This is a genomic window from Pseudomonas sp. YuFO8 (assembly GCF_035065025.1).
GTDB classification, from domain to species: domain Bacteria; phylum Pseudomonadota; class Gammaproteobacteria; order Pseudomonadales; family Pseudomonadaceae; genus Aquipseudomonas; species Aquipseudomonas putida_AE.
This window is the reverse complement of record NZ_JAXDEQ010000021.1, coordinates 1-18,411: the sequence shown is the minus strand read 5'-3', so window position 1 is coordinate 18,411 and position 18,411 is coordinate 1. Positions and strand designations below refer to the sequence as shown.

Genomic DNA, 18,411 nt, shown 5'->3' with positions numbered 1-18,411 from the left:
AAATGACTTTCGTTTACTGATGCAGGTCAAGGAATTGCACAGAAGGCATTATGCTGGCCCCCATGTTCTCCGCTTGTCGCCAGAATCGCTTCATTTTCAGGCGGTTAGGTGGAATGCAAATGCGCAATGTCTGGGTCGTGCTGATCTCTTTCGGCGTCGCGGGTCTTACGGTTTCTGCCCAGGCCAAGGAACTGAAGCCCGGTGATACTTATATGTGCAGTTGGGGCGCGGGCACCGCGGCAAGAGCCCAGGAACTCAAGTTGTCCGGGGTTTCGCTGTATGCGGCGCGGCAAAAAATCCAGTCGTACAAGTTCGCCAAGTCGTGGATGCGGATGATGGCAATGGGCATTACCGAACAAACTTACGACAGCCCGACGCGGATCAAACCGGCGGCGGTTCGGCAGAGTTTTTATGATGATTGTTTGAAGTACAAGTTGGCGCGTAAGTAAGATCAAGAGATCGCAGCCTGCGGCAGCTCCTACAATACCGTGGCCTGTAGGAGCTGCCGCAGGCTGCGATCTTTTGATTTTATGGCCTTTGTCGGATCGGGCGCCGGGTCGGGCAACGCCGTCTATATTGAATGCCTGGCACCCAGCCGGAAGGCCGATTCACCTGACATTGCATGAACCTCAATTCAATCAGGAGATCATCATGACCCAGCTCGAAAAAGTCCTGTACACCGCAAAAACCCACACCACCGGCGGCCGGGATGGCGCATCGCGCAGTTCCGACGGCATTCTCGATATCAAGCTATCGTCGCCTGGCGCCGGTGGCGGCGGCACCAACCCGGAGCAACTGTTCGCCGCCGGTTGGTCAGCCTGTTTCATTGGCGCGATGGGTGTCGCCGCCAAGGAACTGAAAGTTGCACTGCCCAAGGACGTTGCCGTCGACACCGAAGTCGACCTGGGCACCAATGAAGGCGGCTACCTGCTGCAGGCACGGCTGAATGTGAGCCTGCCGGGCCTGGATCGCGAAACCGCGCAAAAACTCGTGGATACCGGCCACAAGTACTGCCCGTACTCCAAAGCCACCCGCAACAACATCAACGTCACGGTCAATCTCGTTTGATTTGAAAAAGGTCCTGGCGACAGTTCAGGGAAGAGCATCGCCAGCGCCTGCAATAATGGCTATTTACCCAATCCAGGTCTGCGTCTGAAGCATCCGGCAGCGAGCTATCGATGCCGCTGTCCACCCGCTACGGCAGGGGCTAGACTGCCGCGATAAAACATAATAACGACGTGACCTGCCTTGTATGAAAATCCACCCTTTACCGCCACTCAACAGCCTGGTCGCGTTTGAAGCGGCAGCGCGGCATTTGAGTTTTACCCTGGCTGCGCAGGAATTGAACGTCACCCAAGGGGCAATCAGTCGACAGGTTCGACTGCTTGAAGACTATTTGGGCAAGGTTCTGTTCGAACGCACCACCCGCACGATTCACCTGACCCCGGCAGCCAGCCAATATTATGAAACGGTCCGTGCGTCATTGCTGCAGGTGGCCCAGGCCACGGGTGAAATTCGCCATTGGCAGGGCGCCGGGCAAGTGACGGTCGCCACCAGTACCGCGATGGCTTCACTTTGGCTGTTGCCTAAAGTGAGTGAATTCCAACGGGAAAACGAAGAGATCGACCTGCGGATCATCGCCCATGACCAGGTCAAGGATTTCTCTCGCCTGGATTGTGACCTGGCCCTGTATTACTGCCGGACGCCGCCCAGGGACATGCAGGTCACGCCGTTGTTTTCCGAAGAGGTCTTCCCGGTGTGCAGCCCCGCTTACCTGGCCAAGCATCCAGACTTGAGCAAGCCTGAGGACCTGGCAGCCTGCACCTGGCTGTTCCTCGACGACCCGCAGCGGGACTGGATCGGCTGGCCCGAATGGTTCCGCAGCCTGGGTCTGAAAAACGTCGAGCCCAAGCGCCGGATCAATATCAATAGCTACTCGATGCTGATCCAGTCGGCTATCGGCGGACAGGGTATTGCGCTGGCCTGGTCGAATCTGGTCGATGATCACCTGCACAAGGGTGCCCTGGTACGACCGCTCGACACCGTGTTACGCACAGACGCCCAGTTCTGTTTGCTGGAACCCTTGACGCGTTCTGGCATGCGGCAAAGTGTAAAACGCTTTCGCACCTGGCTGATGAATCAACTGCCAGCGCCGCAGGACGACGAGTAACGAAGTTGCCATGGCTGTCATTCAGACCCACTGAATCACTCTAAGTCTCATATCTCGAACCCTCGGTATTTTTAATGCCGAGCGGCCACTTTCGCATGCGTATATTTATGACAAAAAGTCATGAGTCGCGCCGCAAATATCGTTTGTCGTGACACCCCCTGTTTTCCCAAACTGGCTGCCAGCGGACCTTGGCCAATGCGCCTGCCGACCTTCCAATACCGTGCCCAGCAGGGGAGAACAATAATGAGCAGCATCCAGCAAATTCCTGTGCATCAGCTTGAAACCGTCCTCAATCCGATCCACGAAGCGACCGGCCTCGGCAACGAGTTCTATACCGAGCAACGCTACTTCGAGCTTGAGCGCGATCAGGTCATGGGTAAAACCTGGGCCTGTGTCGGTTTCGCGAGTGATCTGGGCAAGGCCGGTTCGGTCAAACCTGTCGATTTCATGGGCTTGCCTTTGCTGCTGATGCGCAACCGCGAAGGCCTGGTGCAGGTGTTCCATAACGTTTGCAGCCACCGCGGCATGAAGCTCGTGGAGGAGGCCGGTGAGGTGCAGGGCGTCATTCGTTGCCCTTACCATTCCTGGACCTACGACCTCAATGGCGGGCTGCGCGGCACTCCCCATGTCGGCGGTATCGACCAGCACAAGGACGACCGCTTCGCCTGTGAAAAACATGGCTTGAAAGCGATCCGCAGCGCGATCTGGATGGACATGGTGTTCATCAACCTGTCCGGCGACGCACAACCGCTCGAAGACATGCTGGCGCCCTTGACCACGCGCTGGACGCAGTTTCTCGGTGAGGACGGCATGAGCCTGCTGCGCCGTCGTCCGGGTCATGACGCCACCACGCTGGACATCAACTGCAACTGGAAGCTGGCCGTGGAAAACTACTGCGAAGCCTACCACCTGCCGTGGGTGCACCCGAGCCTGAACTCGTACTCGCGCCTGGAAGACCACTACAACATCATTTTTGACCAGCATTTCGCCGGCCAGGGCAGCTACGCCTACAACCTGTCGGATGTTGCCGGCACGCATCTGCCGAAATTCCCGGCCTGGCCGCTGGATCGCCTGCGCAACGCCGAATATGTCGCATTCTTCCCCAACGTGCTGCTCGGCATCCAGGCCGACCATGCCTTCGCCATGCAGCTGGAGCCGGTCTCGCCGGGACGCACCATCGAACACCTGCGCCTGTTCTATGTGGGCGACGACGCGGCGGGCAGCGATGAGTTCAGCGCTTGCCGCGAGGCGATCCTTGAGTCCTGGAAAGTGGTGTTCGCCGAAGACATCAGCTCGGTCGAAGGCATGCAGAAAGGCCGTCATTCCCCAGGCTACAAGGGCGGGGCGTTCTCTCCGGAAATGGACATCCCGACGCACTTCTTCCACCAGTGGGCCGCGCGTCAACTGCTCGCCACCACACCGTCTGCCTGAGGAGGTCCCATGTATCCGATAGCCTCCCACTGGCTCAATTACATCGACGGTCAATGGCGCGACAGCGACCAGCATCTGGCGGTGCACAACCCGGGAACGGCCAAGCCGGTTGCGACCATTGCCCAGGCCAGTGTTGCCGATGCCGAGCAGGCGTTGCTGGCTGCCCGCCGCTGTGCCGACAGCGCTGAGCTGACCCGTGCGCGTCCTGCGCAGCGGGTCACCTGGCTGCTGCGCATTGCCGAGGAAATTCGCGCTGTGGCCGAAGAGGGCGCCTGGGTGCTGTGCCAGGAAAACGGCAAGCGTCTTTGCGATGCCCGGGACGAGTTCATCGAGGCGGCGCGCTACTTCGAGTATTACGCCGGCATGGCCGACAAGATCGAGGGCACGTCGATCCCGCTGGGCAATGGCTACATGGACTTTACCCTGTACGACCCGATGGGCGTTTCGGCCCAGATCGTGCCGTGGAATTTCCCGGTGTCGATCTGCGCCCGTTCGCTGGCCCCGGCCCTGGCGGCGGGCAATGCGGTGGTCATCAAGTCCCCCGAGCTTTCACCACTGGGCGTGTGCGTGCTGATCCGCGCCATTGCCAAGGCCGGCTTGCCCGACGGCGCGGTCAACCTGATTTGCGGCCGCGGTCGCGAAGTCGGTGCGTATCTGGTCAGCCATCGCGCTGTCGATCAGATCGTGTTCACCGGTTCCGTACCGACCGGCCAGTCGATCCTGCGCGATGCCGCCCAGCATGCGATTCCCAGCGTGATGGAACTGGGCGGCAAGTCCGCGGCGATCGCCTTCGCCGATGCGGACCGCGAGCAGCTGCTGGCCAGCGTCCAGTCGGGCATCTTCTTTAATGCTGGTCAGGTCTGTTCGGCGATGTCGCGGCTGCTGGTGCAGCGCGAGATTTATGAGGAGGTGGTCGAGGCCGTCGTCGCCATGACCCAGGGGCTCAGCGTCGGCCTGGGTCAGGACGATGCCGACCTCACTCCCGTGGTCAGCGCCGGGCAACTGGCGGGCATCGAAGACTTGTGCCGTCGCGCAGTGGAAGACGGCGCGATAGCGGTCACCGGTGGTGAAGCCTTCGCTGATCGGGCCGGGCATTTCATGCGCCCGACCGTGTTCCGCGACGTGACCCCGCAGATGTGCATTGCCCAGGAAGAGGTGTTCGGGCCGGTATTGGCCATCATGCCGTTCGACACCGAAGACGAGGCGATTGCCATCGCCAACGGCACTGAATTCGGCCTGGTGGCCGGGGTGTTCACCCAGGACATCAGCCGCGCGATGCGCTGCACCCGCCGCTTGAAATCCGGCCAGGTGTTCGTCAACGAATGGTATGCCGGCGGCATTGAAACACCGTTTGGCGGCGTCGGTCTGTCGGGCTTTGGTCGGGAAAAGGGCCAGGAAGCCTTGTACAGCTACGTGCGCACCAAGAACGTAGCCATCCGGGTGGCGGGGGAGTGAATAGTATGTTCAAGACCTGGCTTTGCATCGTGTGTGGCCTGATCTACGACGAGGCCCTGGGCTGGCCCCAGGACGGCATCGCCGCCGGCACCCGTTGGGAAGATGTCCCCGAAGACTGGATGTGCCCCGAATGCCACGTGGGCAAGTCCGATTTCGAGATGCTCGATATCAGTGAGTACACCCAGGCGGCCGCTGTCGCCAGCGTGCCGCTCAGCGCGCCGCCGCTGCCTGTCGCCGCACCGTCGCCGCGTCAGCCGATCGTCATCATCGGCAGCGGTTATGCCGGTTACGGCCTGGCCCAGGCGTTGCGCAAGGCTGACCCCAAGGTCGAGATCCGCGTGCTGACCCAGGAGTCCGGTCACCTGTACTCCAAACCCGCGCTCTCGATCGGGCTGTCCCAAGGCAAAAGCGCCGAGGCTTTGTCCGGCGAATCGCCGCTGGCCATCGAGCAGCGTCTGAACCTGCGTGTCTATCCGCACTGCAAGGTACTGGGCATCGATAGTTCGGCGCGGCGCCTGCGCACCAGCTTCGGTGACATGGAGTACGGCCAGTTGGTCCTCGCCAGCGGTGCGCAACCGATCCGCTTGCCGATCCAGGGCGATACTTCAGCGCTGATCAGCGTCAATAATCTGCAGGACTATCACGGCTTCCGTGAGCGCCTGGGCGGCGTGCGACGTGTTGCGATCCTCGGGGACGGCCTGATCGGCTGCGAGTTTGCCAACGACCTGGCCCACAACGGTTTTGACGTCGATGTCATCGGTCTGGGCCGCTGGCCGATGGAGCGCCTGTTGCCCGTCGACGCCGGGCAGATGTTGCAGCACGCGCTGGGTGAACTGGGAGTGAACTGGTATCTGCAGAACACCCTGCAAGCCATCGACTCCAAGGGACAGGGCTATCGCCTGACACTCGCCGATGGTCGCACCCTGGAGGCCGACCTGGTGTTGTCTGCCGTCGGTCTGCGCCCCGACCTGAGCCTGGCCGAAAGTGCCGGCGTGGCGGTTGGACGAGGCATTCAAGTGAATGCGCAGCTGCAAACCTCTGTGCCGGGCATCTACGCCCTGGGTGACTGCATCGAGATTGGCGGGCAGCTGCTGCCTTACCTGGCGCCGATCAACCAGGGCATCCAGGCGCTGAGCAAAACCCTGCTCGGCCAACCGACCGCCGTCGACTACCCCTTGATGCCCGTCACGGTCAAGACTCCGGCCGCGCCGCTGTGCCTGTTGGCGCCTGCCATCGCTTGCGAAGGCGAATGGCGCTGCACGCCGACCGAGGATGGCTTGTGCGCCGGTTTTTATGACACCCAGGACCAGCTCAACGGCTTTGTCCTGCTCGGTCGCCAAGCGCAAACGCAACGCAGCGCATTGCTGCAATCCTGTCAGCACACCCAGCAGGCTGTCGCCTGAGGCCAGACCCATGAAAAACACGATCAACCTGCCTTATGACGATGCGAGTTGCGGCTGGTATGCAGCGCTGCCCGAACAACCGGCCTGCAAGCGCCTGTCCGGCGAACAGCGTGCCGACTACGCCGTGATCGGCGCGGGCTTTGCCGGCCTGGCCGCGGCCCGTCGCCTGGCCGAACATCATCCGCAAGCCCGTATCCTGTTGGTGGATGCGCAACGGGTCGCCCATGGGGCTTCCGGGCGCAACTCGGGCTTTGTGATCGACCTGCCGCACAAGTTCGCGCTGGAGCATCCGGACCCCGCGCACAAACAGCGGTTGCTGTCGCTCAACCGCGCCGCGATTGCGCAGTTGCAAGGCCTGGTGCAAACCCGTGGGATCGATTGCCAATGGTCCCATGCCGGCAAGTACCAGGGCGCCGTCGGCGAACGTGGCCTGGCCTACCTGGAGCATTTCGAACGCCTGATGAGTGACCTTGGCGAACCGTTCCGCCGGGCCGATAGCGCCGAGCTGGCCAAGGTGCTGGGCACCGGTCATTACAGTGGCGCGATCTACACCCCCGGTTGCTACCTGATGCAACCGGCGGCTCTGGTCACGGGGCTGGCCCGGACCTTGCCGGCCAATGTCGAGTTGCTGGAAGAATCACCGATCCAGCGCCTGGAGCGCGACGGCCGTGGCGGCTGGATCCTGCACGGCACGGCAGGGCAGATCCGTACCCCACAGCTGCTCCTGGGCACGAGTATCTTCACCCAGGAGTTCGGCTATCTGCGCAATCGCCTGTTGCCGGTCATGACCTTTGCCAGCTGGACCCGCCCGTTGACCGATGCGGAACTGGCCACCTATGGCGGCCAACTGGACTGGGGACTGACCCCGGCGGATCACGCCGGCACGACGGTGCGCATGACCCAGGACCGCCGCCTGATCATCCGCAACACCTACAAGCACGTGCCCAAATACGGCCGCAGCACCAGCGATGCCATGCGTTCGAAAATACAGGACTCGCACCGCAAGGCTTTCCTGGCGCGTTTCCCGCAACTGGCCGGGGTGCCTTTCAGCCATACCTGGGGCGGCGTCTACGCCATCTCGCGCAACTTCACCAACTTTTTTGGCGAACTGGAAAACGGTGTCTACGCATCGGCGTGCGACAACGGCGTCGGCGCGGCCTGGGGCACCATCTCCGGGACGATGCTGGCTGATCTGGCGGTGGGTGCCGATTCGGTACAGCTCAACGATATCCGCGCGGTGACCGGCATGCCCTCGCTCAACCCACCGGAGCCTTTTCTCGGCCTGGGCGTTCGCTCGCGCATTCGCCTGGCGGCCTGGACCAGCCGGAGTGAGCTATGAGCCAGGCGGATAACGGCAACCGCCGGGTGCTGCGCATCGACCATCAGGACCTGGACTTCACCTTTCGCGGCGGCCCGCCAGGCGCCGCGTACGTGGCGCGAGCCCTCAGCAACGAAATCTCGCCGAACATCGGCGTGGGTTTTGCCCGCTGGGAAGGTGCGCAAGTGGCCTGGACGGTGCTGTACGACGAGGTGATTTTCGTGATCGAGGGTTGCTTCGAATTGCGCGTTGGTGACGAGCTTTTTGAGGTCACGCCCGGGCAGTTGCTGTGGATTCCCGAAGGCACCGAACTGGTTTATGGCGGGCATGCGTTGTTCGGGTATGTGGTTCACCCCGGCAACTGGAAGCAAATTCACGGCTTGGCTTGAAGCGCAATTCTCGGGGATCGCACGGTGATAAGACTGACAAAAACCTTCGGTGCTCTTTATCTGGCCAGCCTGTTGATGCAGCTGGGATCGACTTTGCTGATGACCTATCTGGCACTGCGCCTCAATGCGATGGGGGCGAGTGAAACGGCAGGTGGTGCGTTGATGGCCGCCAATGCTCTGGGGATGGTGCTGGGTGGCTGGGTCGGGCGCAGCCTGATCGCACAGGTCGGGCATATTCGAACCTATGCGGCCTGTGCCGGACTGATTGCGGCAGCGGTTCTGGCGCATGAGTTCAGTACGTCCCTGCCTTTCTGGCTGGTGCTGCGGGGGCTGGTCGGGCTGGCCATGATGTGCCAGCTGATGGTGCTGGAAAGCTGGCTCAACGACCAGGCCCGGACCGAGCAGCGCGGCAGCGTGCTGGCGCTGTACATGGTCGCCAGCTACGTCGGCATGATGCTTGGTCAGTTGGCCTTGAGTCTCGACGAGGGGTTGGGAATCCGTGCGCTGTTGGGTGTGGCGATGGTGTTTGCGCTGTGCTCGGTGCCGGTGGCACTCACTCGCAGCGCCCATCCGACGGCGGTGCCCGCGGCTTCGATCGACCTGCGATTGTTTGTGCGGCGCATTCCGCAGTCCCTGGTGACGATTCTGGTGTCCGGCATGATCAATGGAAGCTTCTACGGGCTGGCGGCGATCTATGCCAGCAAACAGGGACTGGAAACAGCACAGGTCGGCCAGCTCATGGCGTTGACCATCGGTGCCGGGCTGTTGGCGCAGTTGCCGTTGGGCTGGCTCTCGGATCGTCTGCCTCGGGCAAGTCTGATCCGCGCGGTGGCGGTCTTGCTGGTGCTCATCAGCCTGCCGCTGGGCTTCAATCAAGCGCCTGCATTCGTGACTCTGCTGTGGTTCGGCTCGGCGATCGGCTTTCTGCAGTTCTGCCTCTACCCGTTGGGCGTGGCGCTGGCCAACGACAACATGGAGCCGCAACTGCGCGTTTCGCTGTCGGGCATGTTGTTGATCACCTTTGGTGTCGGCGCCTGCATCGGTCCGCTGATTGCGGGTGTGCTGATGGAGTTCTTCGGCACCTCAAGCTTCTACTTTTTCTATGCCGGCAGCGCCGCGTTGCTCGCACTGTGCGTAGGCCAGGCGAAAGTCACGGGCAAGCACCTGCAAAAGGATGCGCCACTGCATCATCCGGTGACGCCAAACGGGATTGCCAGCTCTAACCTGGTTTCGGTGGCAGACCCTGTGGGTGAGTGCGTCGACGGGCGTTAAGTGGAGGAGGGCGAGCCGGATTTATTGATGCGTTTTTCTCATGAGTCGGTGAATAAAAATGGTTTGAACGATGGTCAGGTTTCAATCATCTTGGCGATGCTGCCAAAACCGAGTTAGACCGGAATTAATCTGAAGATATACAGCGCCCTGATGTCATTCGATATCAAGGGGTCAGTATCTTGCGGAATACTCTCTAAAACCCTTAAACAAAAACAAAAGGGGAAAACAATGCGTGCGCAATCAGGCGTGTTAAAAGGCTTGAACCCGAATGTGACAGTCGCTTCGATATTGGCGGTGATCTCATTTGTTCTGTTTTGTGCATTTAAAGACGAGCAGGCAGCCAAGGCCTTTGAAATGGCTTCGGTGTTTATCCTGCATAACTTTAAGTGGTATTACATCGCCCTGATCAGTGGCGTACTCGGTTTGCTGCTGTATATCTCCGTCAGCCGTTTCGGCAATCTCAAACTGGGCACCGAGCACGATCGGCCCGAGTTCAGTTTCGCTTCATGGATTGCCATGCTGTTCAGTGCGGGCATGGGCATCGGCCTGATTTTCTGGTCCGTGGCCGAACCCATGCTGCACTATGCCGACAACCCGTTTTCCAAGGGCCTGACGGACGAGTCGGCCACCCTGGCGATGCGCATCACCCTGTTCCACTGGGGCCTGCACCCATGGGCGATCTTCTCCATGATCGGCCTGAGCCTGGCCTACTTTGCCTACCGCAAAGGCTTGCCGCTGGCCCTGCGTTCGCTGCTTTACCCGCTGATTGGCGACCGCATCTACGGCTGGATCGGCCATGTTGTCGATATCATGGGTGTCGTCATTACGGCCTTTGGTGTTTCGCAGTCCCTCGGTCTGGGCGTTGCGCAGATCAATACCGGGCTGCATCAGGTATTCGGTATTCCGGTCAGTATCGGGTTGCAGTTATCGATCATTCTGGTTGTGAGTATTATTGCCTGCATTTCGCTACTTGCCGGGCTGTCAAAGGGTATGAAGCGTATCTCCACGCTTAATATGTACCTGTCATTTATTTTGATGTTGGCGGTACTGGCTATCGGGCCAACTCGCTACATCCTCAACTTGATGTTCGAATCCACCGGCGACTATGTACAAAACATCGTCGGCCTCAGCTTCTGGATGGACACGCAGAAAGACAGCGAATGGCAAAACTGGTGGACGGCGTTCTACTGGCCATGGTGGATGACTTGGGGTCCTTTTGTCGGCCTGTTCATTGCGCGGATTTCCAAAGGCCGGACCATCCGTGAACTGGTGATCGGGGCGCTGGTGGTGCCGACCATGGTGACCATCCTGTGGATGTCGGTGTTCGGTGGCGCTGCGCTGAAAAACGAACAGCAGGATCGCCAGGCTTATCAGGCATCCGTTGCCAGCCAGGTTGTGGGTCAGGAGCAACCGAAGTTCGAAGGCGGCACGGTGCTGCTTGCCACCAAGAAAGAAACCACGGCGGCGATGTTCACGCTGGTCCAGTCACTGGATGGCCCTACTGTTGGCGCCGTTCTCTCGATACTGGTGTGCGTGTTGCTGGGTGTGCACTTTGTCACCACGGCAGATGCCGGAACCCAGGTGTTGTGCACCTTGTGTGCCCTGGGCAGCACCAATCCGCCCAACTGGATCCGGTTGCTGTGGTGCATTCTGGAAGGGGCGATTGCGGCGGGCCTGCTGCTCGCCGGGGGACTCAAGGCCATTCAGATGGCGAGTATCGCCGCCGGATTGCCGATCGCCATGTTGCTGCTGGTGATGTCGTACACCCTGATTCACAGCTTGCGCAAGGAGATGCCGAGTGTGCCGGCGTGGACGCCTGCGGCAGAGGTTTTGCCGGGAATTGAGCGCCGTGAATCGGAATCGAGTGGGGTGCGTGTGGCTTCGTTGGCTTCTGCACAGGCTTAAGGCGCGCCATCGTTGGGGCATTCCCCCTCATTTTGTTAACAGTGTTTGTCCGGCGCTGCGCTGTTTGGCGCCGGGCTAAACCCCTAGCATCGTCTCTACCGAATGAACCAACCCGGTTGGGTCGACACTCCATCCTCAGATGGTTTTTAGTTTTTTTTCCGGGCAGGTAGTCCTTGAGAAACTCCACCCAGGTTTTTATTTTTGCATCGACGAATTTTCGTGAAGGGTAGATCGCAAACAGATTCAACTCTTCAAAATGAAATTGCGGCAATACCCGTACCAGGGTGCGTGCCTTGAGGCCGGCCCGCGCTCATGAATGGCCCGGGACCGAACTCGGTGGCGACCAAGGTTTTCTTGCGGGCAAAATCCCTTCTGGTCGAAGTCCGCCGACTCCTTGGCCGATTGCCGTTCAACCTGCTGTTGACGGCAGCTGGCCTTGAGCCCATCGATGCGCCGCCGCGCCACACTCAATTGCGCCTGGGCACGCTCGATCGTGATCTGCAGAGGCTTGGGGTCGAGGCGAAACAGCACTTCGCTTGAACAGACATGGATCAAGGAATTCGTGGTTCCTTATTTTTGTGCGATGGTGTAAAAATATCCCCTCACCACCTTCCTGCAAGGATTTTGTACGATATGGAACAAAATAAAGTGGCAGAGGGTAAAGGCCGCGGCCGGCCCCGCGCGTATGACCCGCAGACAGCGCTGCAACAAGCCCTCGGTGTGTTCTGGAGCACCGGCTATTCCGGCGCCTCCCTGGACAGCATCGCCACGGCGGCCGGAATGAACCGTCCCAGCCTCTATGCGGCCTTCGGTGACAAGCATTCCCTCTACATCAAGGCGCTCGAGCAGTACTGGGAATTCGCCGCCGCCGACATGCAGGCCGCGCTGAGTGACAGCGCACTGACCTTGCGCCAGGCACTGATGCGTTTCTATGAGGGGCAGCTGTCGATCTACTTCTCGGGCGATGGCCAGCCACGCGGCTGTTTCGCGATTGGCACGGCAACGACCGAGGCGGTCGAGGATTCGCAGATCCGTGAGGTGCTGGGCGATCGCCTGGGCCGGCTGGATGCCGACCTGGAGGCGCGCCTGCGCACCGCCATTGAAGCCGGCGAGTTGAAGAGCGATGTCGATCCAGGGGCGCTGGCTGTACTGGCTTCATCGCTGCTGCACAGCATTTCGATCCGTGCGCGGGCGGGCAAGTCCCGGGCAGAACTGACGGCGCTCGCATCTAATGCGGTCGATGTGATCTGCGGTGGGTGAGGGGCTCGACGATATATTGGCGCAGCAACTGGACGTGGTGTTTTGTGGCATCAACCCCGGCGTGACGGCCGCGGCCCAGGGGCACCATTTTGCCGGGCGCGGCAATCGCTTCTGGCGCACCCTGCACCTCGCCGGTTTTACGTCACAGCAACTGTTACCGGAACGAGACAGGTCCATCATCGAATATCGCTGTGGTTTGACCGCGGTGGTCGAGCGACCGACGGCGCGGGCGGATCAGCTGTCGACCGATGAATTTGTCGCGGCCGCGGCGGCCTTCGAACAAAAGATAAGCAGGTTTGCGCCACGTTTCGTGGCATTTCTCGGCAAGGCGGCGTACTGCGCCTTGTCCGCCCAGCGCGACGTTGCCTGGGGGCCGCAGCCGAAAACCTTTGGCAATGCCGCGGTCTGGGTCCTGCCCAATCCCAGTGGGCGAAATCGCGCCTTTACCCTTGAGCAACTGGTGGATTCCTACCGCCAACTGTACGTGGCTGCAGGCGCGCGCCTGTTTTAACGCGAGGGCGCCGCTTGTTCCATACGAAGCGATCAACGTATCACTCGACGGCATCTTCATTGCATTCATTTAAGTGAACGTCGTGCGTTTGACAGCGTTTTTTTGCGAGGCTGCTGCGCACAGAATCACTTGCTGTCTCTGGCACGTTGCTTGGATCCATTGCGGCGTTTTTTTGACGTTATTCGGCTGCGTTTTATATTTCTATTTATTATTGTGACGTGCTATTGACGTACTGGCTATCTGCTTATAGGCTCCATTTAGCCTGATTCAGATTTCTTCAACCGACCAATTGCAAACCCTCAGCGCAGGGAGGCGGTTATATGCGGACGACAGTTTTCATTAAGTTGATGGTGTTATTTGCGACTCTGAATGGAGTAGCCGCTTCCATTGCCCATGCGGCCAATTTGCCCAATGAAATTAGTCGCATAAGCAGCGCTTGCGAAGGGGCACGGGCTCAAGCCGCCGTGGCTTCGACAGGGGCTGCCACTGCTGCCACTGCCAGCCTTGGCACAGGCCTTGGTGGCTCTTCGCCAGATACCCAAAGTGCTCAACTTGCGAGCGCTGATTCTGGATCCAAGTCGGGAGCAAGTGCTTCCGTCAATACTTCAGCGTGCGACGGTTTAATGACGAAAGTTGCCACGCAGGCATTCGCGATCGATCCAGTCCAGGACAAGGGACTGACTGGAGAAACGGCGTTCCACGACACTCAACCCAATGCACTGCCGGTCTCTGCGGTTGTATGGTTATTCTCTTCCGCACTATTGGGATTCATCGTTGTTGCCAACCGGCGCAAGATCTAGGTGCCAGTTTTACGAGACAGGTTTTTCCAGGTGTTACAGCTTTAAAGAGGACGCTGATTGTTACGGTTGATCCTCATTAGATGTGCTAACCAGGCGGAGGAATTCAGATGCTGCGTTTACTGTTACCTGCACTGTGTGCGCTGGCTATTGTGCCCAGCGTGGCCCGTGCCGCCGAAGACAGCCCCTATCTCCTGAATTCTGGAGATAAGGTTGAAGTGTCCATCTGGGGCGAGCCAGTGGAGAAATTAGAGCGCGTCGATGTGCTGCCCAATGGCTACATCACTTTGAAGCTGGCAGGGCCGGTCAAGGTCAAAGGGCTTGATACGTCTCAAGCTGAAAAGATAATCACTGAAAAACTCACCAAATATTATCCCGATCCGGTGGTCAGCGTTGTTGTCACCGAGGCCAAGGGCAATGTCGTCTATGTCCAGGGCAAAGTACTCAAGCCTGGCAAGGTGCAGTTGGCCGGTGATACCGATGTCCTGCAACTATTGGGCGAAACCGGGCCCCTCGACAAGTTTGCGGACAAGGACGAAATCAAGCTCTTGCGGCGCGAAGGGAAAACCCAGAAAGTAATGCCCGTTGATTACAGCGCTCTCATTTCCGGGAGTGACATGTCCACTAACTACGAACTTAAGGCCGGCGATACGCTGGTCGTTCCCTGACATTGCGCGATGCATTAAGGATTAACTTGCGTTCATTGCAAACAACCGGAGTGGTGATGGCAATATTGACTTTGCCATGTTCCGGCATGACCTACGCCGGCACCTGGCAGTCGGAAGTTGCGCTGCCCATGACAGTCGAGCACGACAGCAATCCATTGCTCTTGACGAGTGACGAGAAAGCGGTGACTCGAACGATCATTGCCCCCGATTACACGCTGGTGGGTAATTTTGATCGGGATCAGTGGAAGTTTGGCCTGGGTGTCAATGTCGAGCGCTCGTCCGACACCGACGTCGTGTCCAATCGAGAAGATCCGAGGCTGTCGTTTGGCTGGCAGCGTGAGACCGAAAAGGGTAGCTATGGACTCACGGCGCGGTACATCGAGAGTTCGACGCTTTCCACGGAAGTCCAGCAGACCGGTGTAACAGACTCGACCGACGGCACGCAGAAGCTCTCGAACATCGGCGGTAACTGGCGAAGTGCGGTGACCGAGCGCAGTACCCTGGTCAACGAAATCGACCTCACCCATGTCGAATACGACACCGATTCGCTGACCAACTACGATGAGCTGACCAACCGTTTCAGCTGGCTTTATCAATGGAATGAGCGGACCGAACTGTTCACCCGTTTCGAAGCGACGCGCTATGAGCCCAAGGACGAGACTACCCTTGGCTCCTCGAACAGCTACACCCCGGTGGTCGGCGTGAACTACCAGATCTCGGAGCGGTTCACGGGATCGGTGTACGGCGGCGTCAACAAGGTTTCCGACAGCGACAGTGGCCCCACGGGCCAGGGTGGCGTGAACCTGCGTTACACCGGTGAGCGTTTCGAGTCCTTCGTCGAAGCCAGTCGTAGCACGATCGCCAACGGCGAGGACGGCCTGGTCGAATCCGATGAGCTACGGGGTAATGTGAGTTATCTGCTCGACGAGACCAGTCGTGTCGGTGTTGATGGCTCCTGGCAGGAAACCAAAGGGGATGCGCCCAGTACCTTTCGCACATACGGCGCCTATGTGAGTCGCGAACTCTCGCCTTTTTGGCTTGCACGCCTATCCTTCACCTACAAAGAGCGCGAGCGAGACGGCTTGCCAAACGCCGATGCCAACATCATAGGGATGACCTTGATCTATAGTCACCCCGACTTCTGACCTTCAGCAGCGTGGTATTTATGTCCTCTGAATACGAAATGTCGGTCAACGACTACATTGCAGTAATCAAACACCGGGCCGTGCTGTTGATTGTGACTGTGGCCGTGATAATCGGGGCGAGTGTATTGGTGGCGACGTCCATGCCACCGATCTATCAGTCGTCCGGGACTATCCTGGTCGAGTCGCAGCAGATATCACCGGACCTGGTGGCGGGGAACAACAATACCTTTGCTGACGAGCGCATCGAGGTCATCCGCCAGCGCGTGATGACCCGCGAGCATCTGGAGGCGATCATCAACAAGTACAATCTTTTCGAAACGGGCAGCCGGCGACTGACCCTGACCGAAAAGATCGAAGAGATGCGCAATGCGATTTCCGTCGCCCTGGTCAGTGCGGCGGTCAAGGGGCGAGGCGAAGTGACGATTGCCTTTCGCCTGGCCTTCGAGCACCGGGAGCCGGAAGTGGCCAACGAAGTGGCCAAGGAACTGGTGACGCTGTTCCTCAACGAGAACATCAAGCAGCGCACCGAGCGCGCCAGTGAAACCACCGAGTTCCTGACCCAGGAAGCGAACAAGCTGCGCACCGAGCTGGAAGTGCTGGAGAACAAGCTGGCGGACTTCAAGCAGGCCCACGGCAACGCGCTGCCCGAGCATCAGGAGCTGCGCATGAACATGTTGTCGCGCTCCGAACTCGAACTCAAGGATATCGACCGCGACTACAAGGCGGCCAACGAAGAGTTGCGCTTCCAGGACCTGGAACTGTCGGCGGCCCATGCCGGTCTGGCGACCAGGGCGGCTACGGCGGGTGCGGTGGCTGAACCCGTGCAGGACCTGGCCAGCCTCAAGGCCGAGTACGCCCGGTTGCAGGCGATGTATACGGATGCCCACCCGGATGTACGGGCGGTCAAACGCAAGATTGCCGCCATGCAGGCAACCCAGGGCCGCGGCAGTTCCGTCACCCCGGTCAGCCTGGACGTGGCCAGGGTGCAGGCGCGCATCGCCGGCTCGGAACAGCGCATGCGCTCGCTGGCTTCGCAGAAGCAGGAACTGCTCAACAAGATCGCGACCCTGGAGAGCCAGATTCTCGAGGCGCCGCAAGTGGAGCGCGGCCTGGTCACGCTGATGCGCGACCATGAAAACGCCCGCAAGAAATACGAGGAAATTCGCACCAAGGAGATGAGTGCGAAGATTACCGAAAGCCTCGAGCAGGAAAACAAGGCCGAGCGTTTTGTGCTGCTCGAGGCGCCGCTGATGCCGGAAAAACCAGTGCGGCCGAACCGCAAGAAAGTCGTGGCCCTGGGCTTTGTGCTCGCGCCGGTAGGGGCGGGTGCACTGGTGATGCTGCTCGAGATGCTGAGCCAGCGGGTACGTGGTGTCGACGCATTGACCAGTGTACTGGGCAGGCGCGTACTGGTAGCCATTCCCTACATTCATACCCAGGCGGAACTGGATCGTCGCAAACAGTGGCGAACGATACTGGTGCTCTGTGGCGTCGTGTCGATCGTGGTCTCCCTGGTGCTCCTGCACTTCCTCTACATGCCACTGGATCTGCTGATGTTCAAAGCTCTGGCGCGGTTTGAATAAGGAATATTGCGATGGAAATTATTAAGCCACCTCTGGGTAAGGGCGAACAATCGCCTTCGTCAGGCCTGGTGATCTCTTCATCCGGGCAGCCTGCTCCGGTCAATGCGCTCAGTTACGTGCAAACCAGGGTTGTACCGCTGCGGGCAGAGCACCTGGAGCGCCATCGCATTGTCGCCTACAACAAGAATTCGAACATGGGCTGGGCGTTCGACCTGCTGCGTACCCAGGTCCTCAAGGCCATGGAGGAAAATGGCTGGCGCACGCTCGCCATCACCTCGCCGACGCCGGAGGCGGGCAAGTCGGTGTTGGCGATCAACCTGGCCATGAGTATCGCGCACCACACGACCAAGACAGCGCTGCTGGTGGATTTCGATTTGCGTTGTCCCAAGGTGGGTAACTACCTGGGGCTGCCGATGGAAAAATCGCTCAATGAGTTGCTGACCAACGAAGCGGAACTGCAGGAGGTCCTGGTCAATCCGACCTTGCCGCGTTTTGTGGTCCTGCCAACACGCGAACCGGTCCCGCTGTCCACCGAGGTGCTGTCGTCGCCGGCGGTGGGGGAATTGATCATGGATTTGCGCGATCGCTACAGCTCTCGCGTCGTGATCTTCGACTTGCCGCCGGTGCTCAGTTCGGACGATGTGATCACCATCCTGCCCAAGTTCGACTGCGTGCTGCTGGTGGTCGCCAATGGCATGAACACCAAGAAAGAGATCGAGGAAAGCCTGCATCACCTGGGCAGGGCCAACCTGATCGGCACGGTGCTGAACAAGTCCGGGCCGGCGAAACGTCCTTACTAATGCTCTGGCTTCTCGGGTCGTCGCAGAAGGCGGCCTGACAGCCGACCCATCTTCCACGGCCGTTCCCGATCCACTGTAGGAGCTGGCTTGCCAGCGAAGACGGCCTCAAGGTCGACCAATCTCTCACGGCTGTATTCGATCCCCTGTAGGAGCGGCTTGTCGGGTCGCCGCATCGCAGCGATGGCGGCATAACGGCCACCACCGCATCGCCAGCAAGCCGGCTCCTACAGATCTGTGTCAAGCCACAAACCCAACATACCCCACAAATCCTGTAGGAGCTGGCTTGCCAGCGAAGACGGCCTCA

General features: G+C 59.6%; 17 protein-coding genes and 3 pseudogenes. 18 read left to right on the top strand and 2 right to left on the bottom strand.

Annotated elements, in window-relative coordinates; genetic code table 11:
* Positions 1 to 119 precede the first annotated feature (119 nt).
* The 11 genes and pseudogenes from SOP95_RS19000 (at position 120) to SOP95_RS18950 (ending at position 11,343) form a co-directional block, all read left to right on the top strand.
* A complete protein-coding gene (locus SOP95_RS19000; protein WP_274076927.1) occupies positions 120 to 449 on the top strand; it encodes a hypothetical protein in 330 nt (109 codons plus the stop codon).
* A gap of 202 nt (positions 450 to 651) precedes the next feature.
* Positions 652 to 1,068 (top strand): organic hydroperoxide resistance protein, encoded by a 417-nt coding sequence (locus SOP95_RS18995; RefSeq protein WP_323607923.1) that lies wholly within the window; start codon positions 652 to 654, stop codon positions 1,066 to 1,068.
* A gap of 184 nt (positions 1,069 to 1,252) precedes the next feature.
* The gene (gcvA, locus tag SOP95_RS18990) at positions 1,253 to 2,170 is read left to right on the top strand and encodes a transcriptional regulator GcvA (protein ID WP_274076930.1); all 918 of its coding nucleotides are present in this window, start codon (positions 1,253 to 1,255) and stop codon (positions 2,168 to 2,170) included.
* A gap of 243 nt (positions 2,171 to 2,413) precedes the next feature.
* A complete protein-coding gene (locus SOP95_RS18985; RefSeq protein WP_274076931.1) occupies positions 2,414 to 3,601 on the top strand; it encodes an aromatic ring-hydroxylating oxygenase subunit alpha in 1,188 nt (395 codons plus the stop codon).
* Positions 3,602 to 3,610: 9 nt separating this feature from the next.
* Positions 3,611 to 5,056 (top strand): aldehyde dehydrogenase family protein, encoded by a 1,446-nt coding sequence (locus SOP95_RS18980; protein WP_323607922.1) that lies wholly within the window; start codon positions 3,611 to 3,613, stop codon positions 5,054 to 5,056.
* Between the two features lie 5 nt (positions 5,057 to 5,061).
* Positions 5,062 to 5,226, top strand: a pseudogene (locus tag SOP95_RS18975) (rubredoxin); the annotation flags it as partial.
* On the top strand, positions 5,215 to 6,459 hold the full coding sequence (locus SOP95_RS18970) for an FAD-dependent oxidoreductase (RefSeq protein WP_323607995.1): 1,245 nt from the start codon (positions 5,215 to 5,217) through the stop codon (positions 6,457 to 6,459). The pseudogene SOP95_RS18975 and the gene SOP95_RS18970, both read left to right, overlap by 12 nt.
* A gap of 10 nt (positions 6,460 to 6,469) precedes the next feature.
* Positions 6,470 to 7,798: an NAD(P)/FAD-dependent oxidoreductase gene (locus SOP95_RS18965; RefSeq protein ID WP_323607921.1), complete on the top strand. Its 1,329-nt coding sequence runs from the start codon at positions 6,470 to 6,472 to the stop codon at positions 7,796 to 7,798.
* Complete coding sequence (locus SOP95_RS18960; protein WP_274076934.1) at positions 7,795 to 8,166, top strand: ethanolamine utilization protein EutQ; 372 nt, start codon at positions 7,795 to 7,797, stop codon at positions 8,164 to 8,166. Before SOP95_RS18965 ends, SOP95_RS18960 begins: the two co-directional genes overlap by 4 nt.
* Positions 8,167 to 8,190: 24 nt before the next feature.
* The gene (locus SOP95_RS18955; RefSeq protein ID WP_274076935.1) at positions 8,191 to 9,438 is read left to right on the top strand and encodes an MFS transporter; all 1,248 of its coding nucleotides are present in this window, start codon (positions 8,191 to 8,193) and stop codon (positions 9,436 to 9,438) included.
* A gap of 228 nt (positions 9,439 to 9,666) precedes the next feature.
* Complete coding sequence (locus SOP95_RS18950) at positions 9,667 to 11,343, top strand: BCCT family transporter (protein ID WP_323607920.1); 1,677 nt, start codon at positions 9,667 to 9,669, stop codon at positions 11,341 to 11,343.
* Positions 11,344 to 11,500: 157 nt separating this feature from the next.
* On the opposite strand, the pseudogene SOP95_RS18945 reads toward SOP95_RS18950, so the two are convergent.
* Positions 11,501 to 11,644 (bottom strand): annotated as a pseudogene (locus SOP95_RS18945) (LysR family transcriptional regulator); the annotation flags it as partial.
* Between the two features lie 28 nt (positions 11,645 to 11,672).
* Positions 11,673 to 11,877 (bottom strand): annotated as a pseudogene (locus SOP95_RS32190) (HlyD family secretion protein); the annotation flags it as partial.
* A 99-nt stretch (positions 11,878 to 11,976) separates the two neighbouring features.
* Between SOP95_RS32190 and SOP95_RS18935 the strand changes: the two are divergent.
* The 7 genes from SOP95_RS18935 (at position 11,977) to SOP95_RS18905 (ending at position 18,107) form a co-directional block, all read left to right on the top strand.
* Positions 11,977 to 12,603, top strand: coding sequence for a TetR/AcrR family transcriptional regulator (locus tag SOP95_RS18935; protein WP_323607918.1), 627 nt, complete (start codon positions 11,977 to 11,979; stop codon positions 12,601 to 12,603).
* On the top strand, positions 12,596 to 13,114 hold the full coding sequence (gene mug / locus SOP95_RS18930; protein ID WP_323607917.1) for a G/U mismatch-specific DNA glycosylase: 519 nt from the start codon (positions 12,596 to 12,598) through the stop codon (positions 13,112 to 13,114). Before SOP95_RS18935 ends, mug begins: the two co-directional genes overlap by 8 nt.
* 320 nt (positions 13,115 to 13,434) lie before the next feature.
* On the top strand, positions 13,435 to 13,914 hold the full coding sequence (locus tag SOP95_RS18925) for a hypothetical protein (RefSeq protein WP_323607916.1): 480 nt from the start codon (positions 13,435 to 13,437) through the stop codon (positions 13,912 to 13,914).
* Positions 13,915 to 14,021: 107 nt separating this feature from the next.
* Positions 14,022 to 14,579, top strand: coding sequence for a polysaccharide biosynthesis/export family protein (locus SOP95_RS18920; protein ID WP_323607915.1), 558 nt, complete (start codon positions 14,022 to 14,024; stop codon positions 14,577 to 14,579).
* 56 nt (positions 14,580 to 14,635) lie between these two features.
* The gene (locus tag SOP95_RS18915; RefSeq protein ID WP_274076942.1) at positions 14,636 to 15,724 is read left to right on the top strand and encodes a hypothetical protein; all 1,089 of its coding nucleotides are present in this window, start codon (positions 14,636 to 14,638) and stop codon (positions 15,722 to 15,724) included.
* 20 nt (positions 15,725 to 15,744) lie between these two features.
* Positions 15,745 to 17,307 carry a GumC family protein gene (locus SOP95_RS18910; RefSeq protein WP_274076943.1) on the top strand — a complete coding sequence of 521 codons (1,563 nt, stop codon included), beginning with the start codon at positions 15,745 to 15,747 and terminating at the stop codon, positions 17,305 to 17,307.
* An 11-nt stretch (positions 17,308 to 17,318) separates the two neighbouring features.
* A complete protein-coding gene (locus SOP95_RS18905; RefSeq protein ID WP_274076944.1) occupies positions 17,319 to 18,107 on the top strand; it encodes a CpsD/CapB family tyrosine-protein kinase in 789 nt (262 codons plus the stop codon).
* Positions 18,108 to 18,411: the final 304 nt, after the last annotated feature.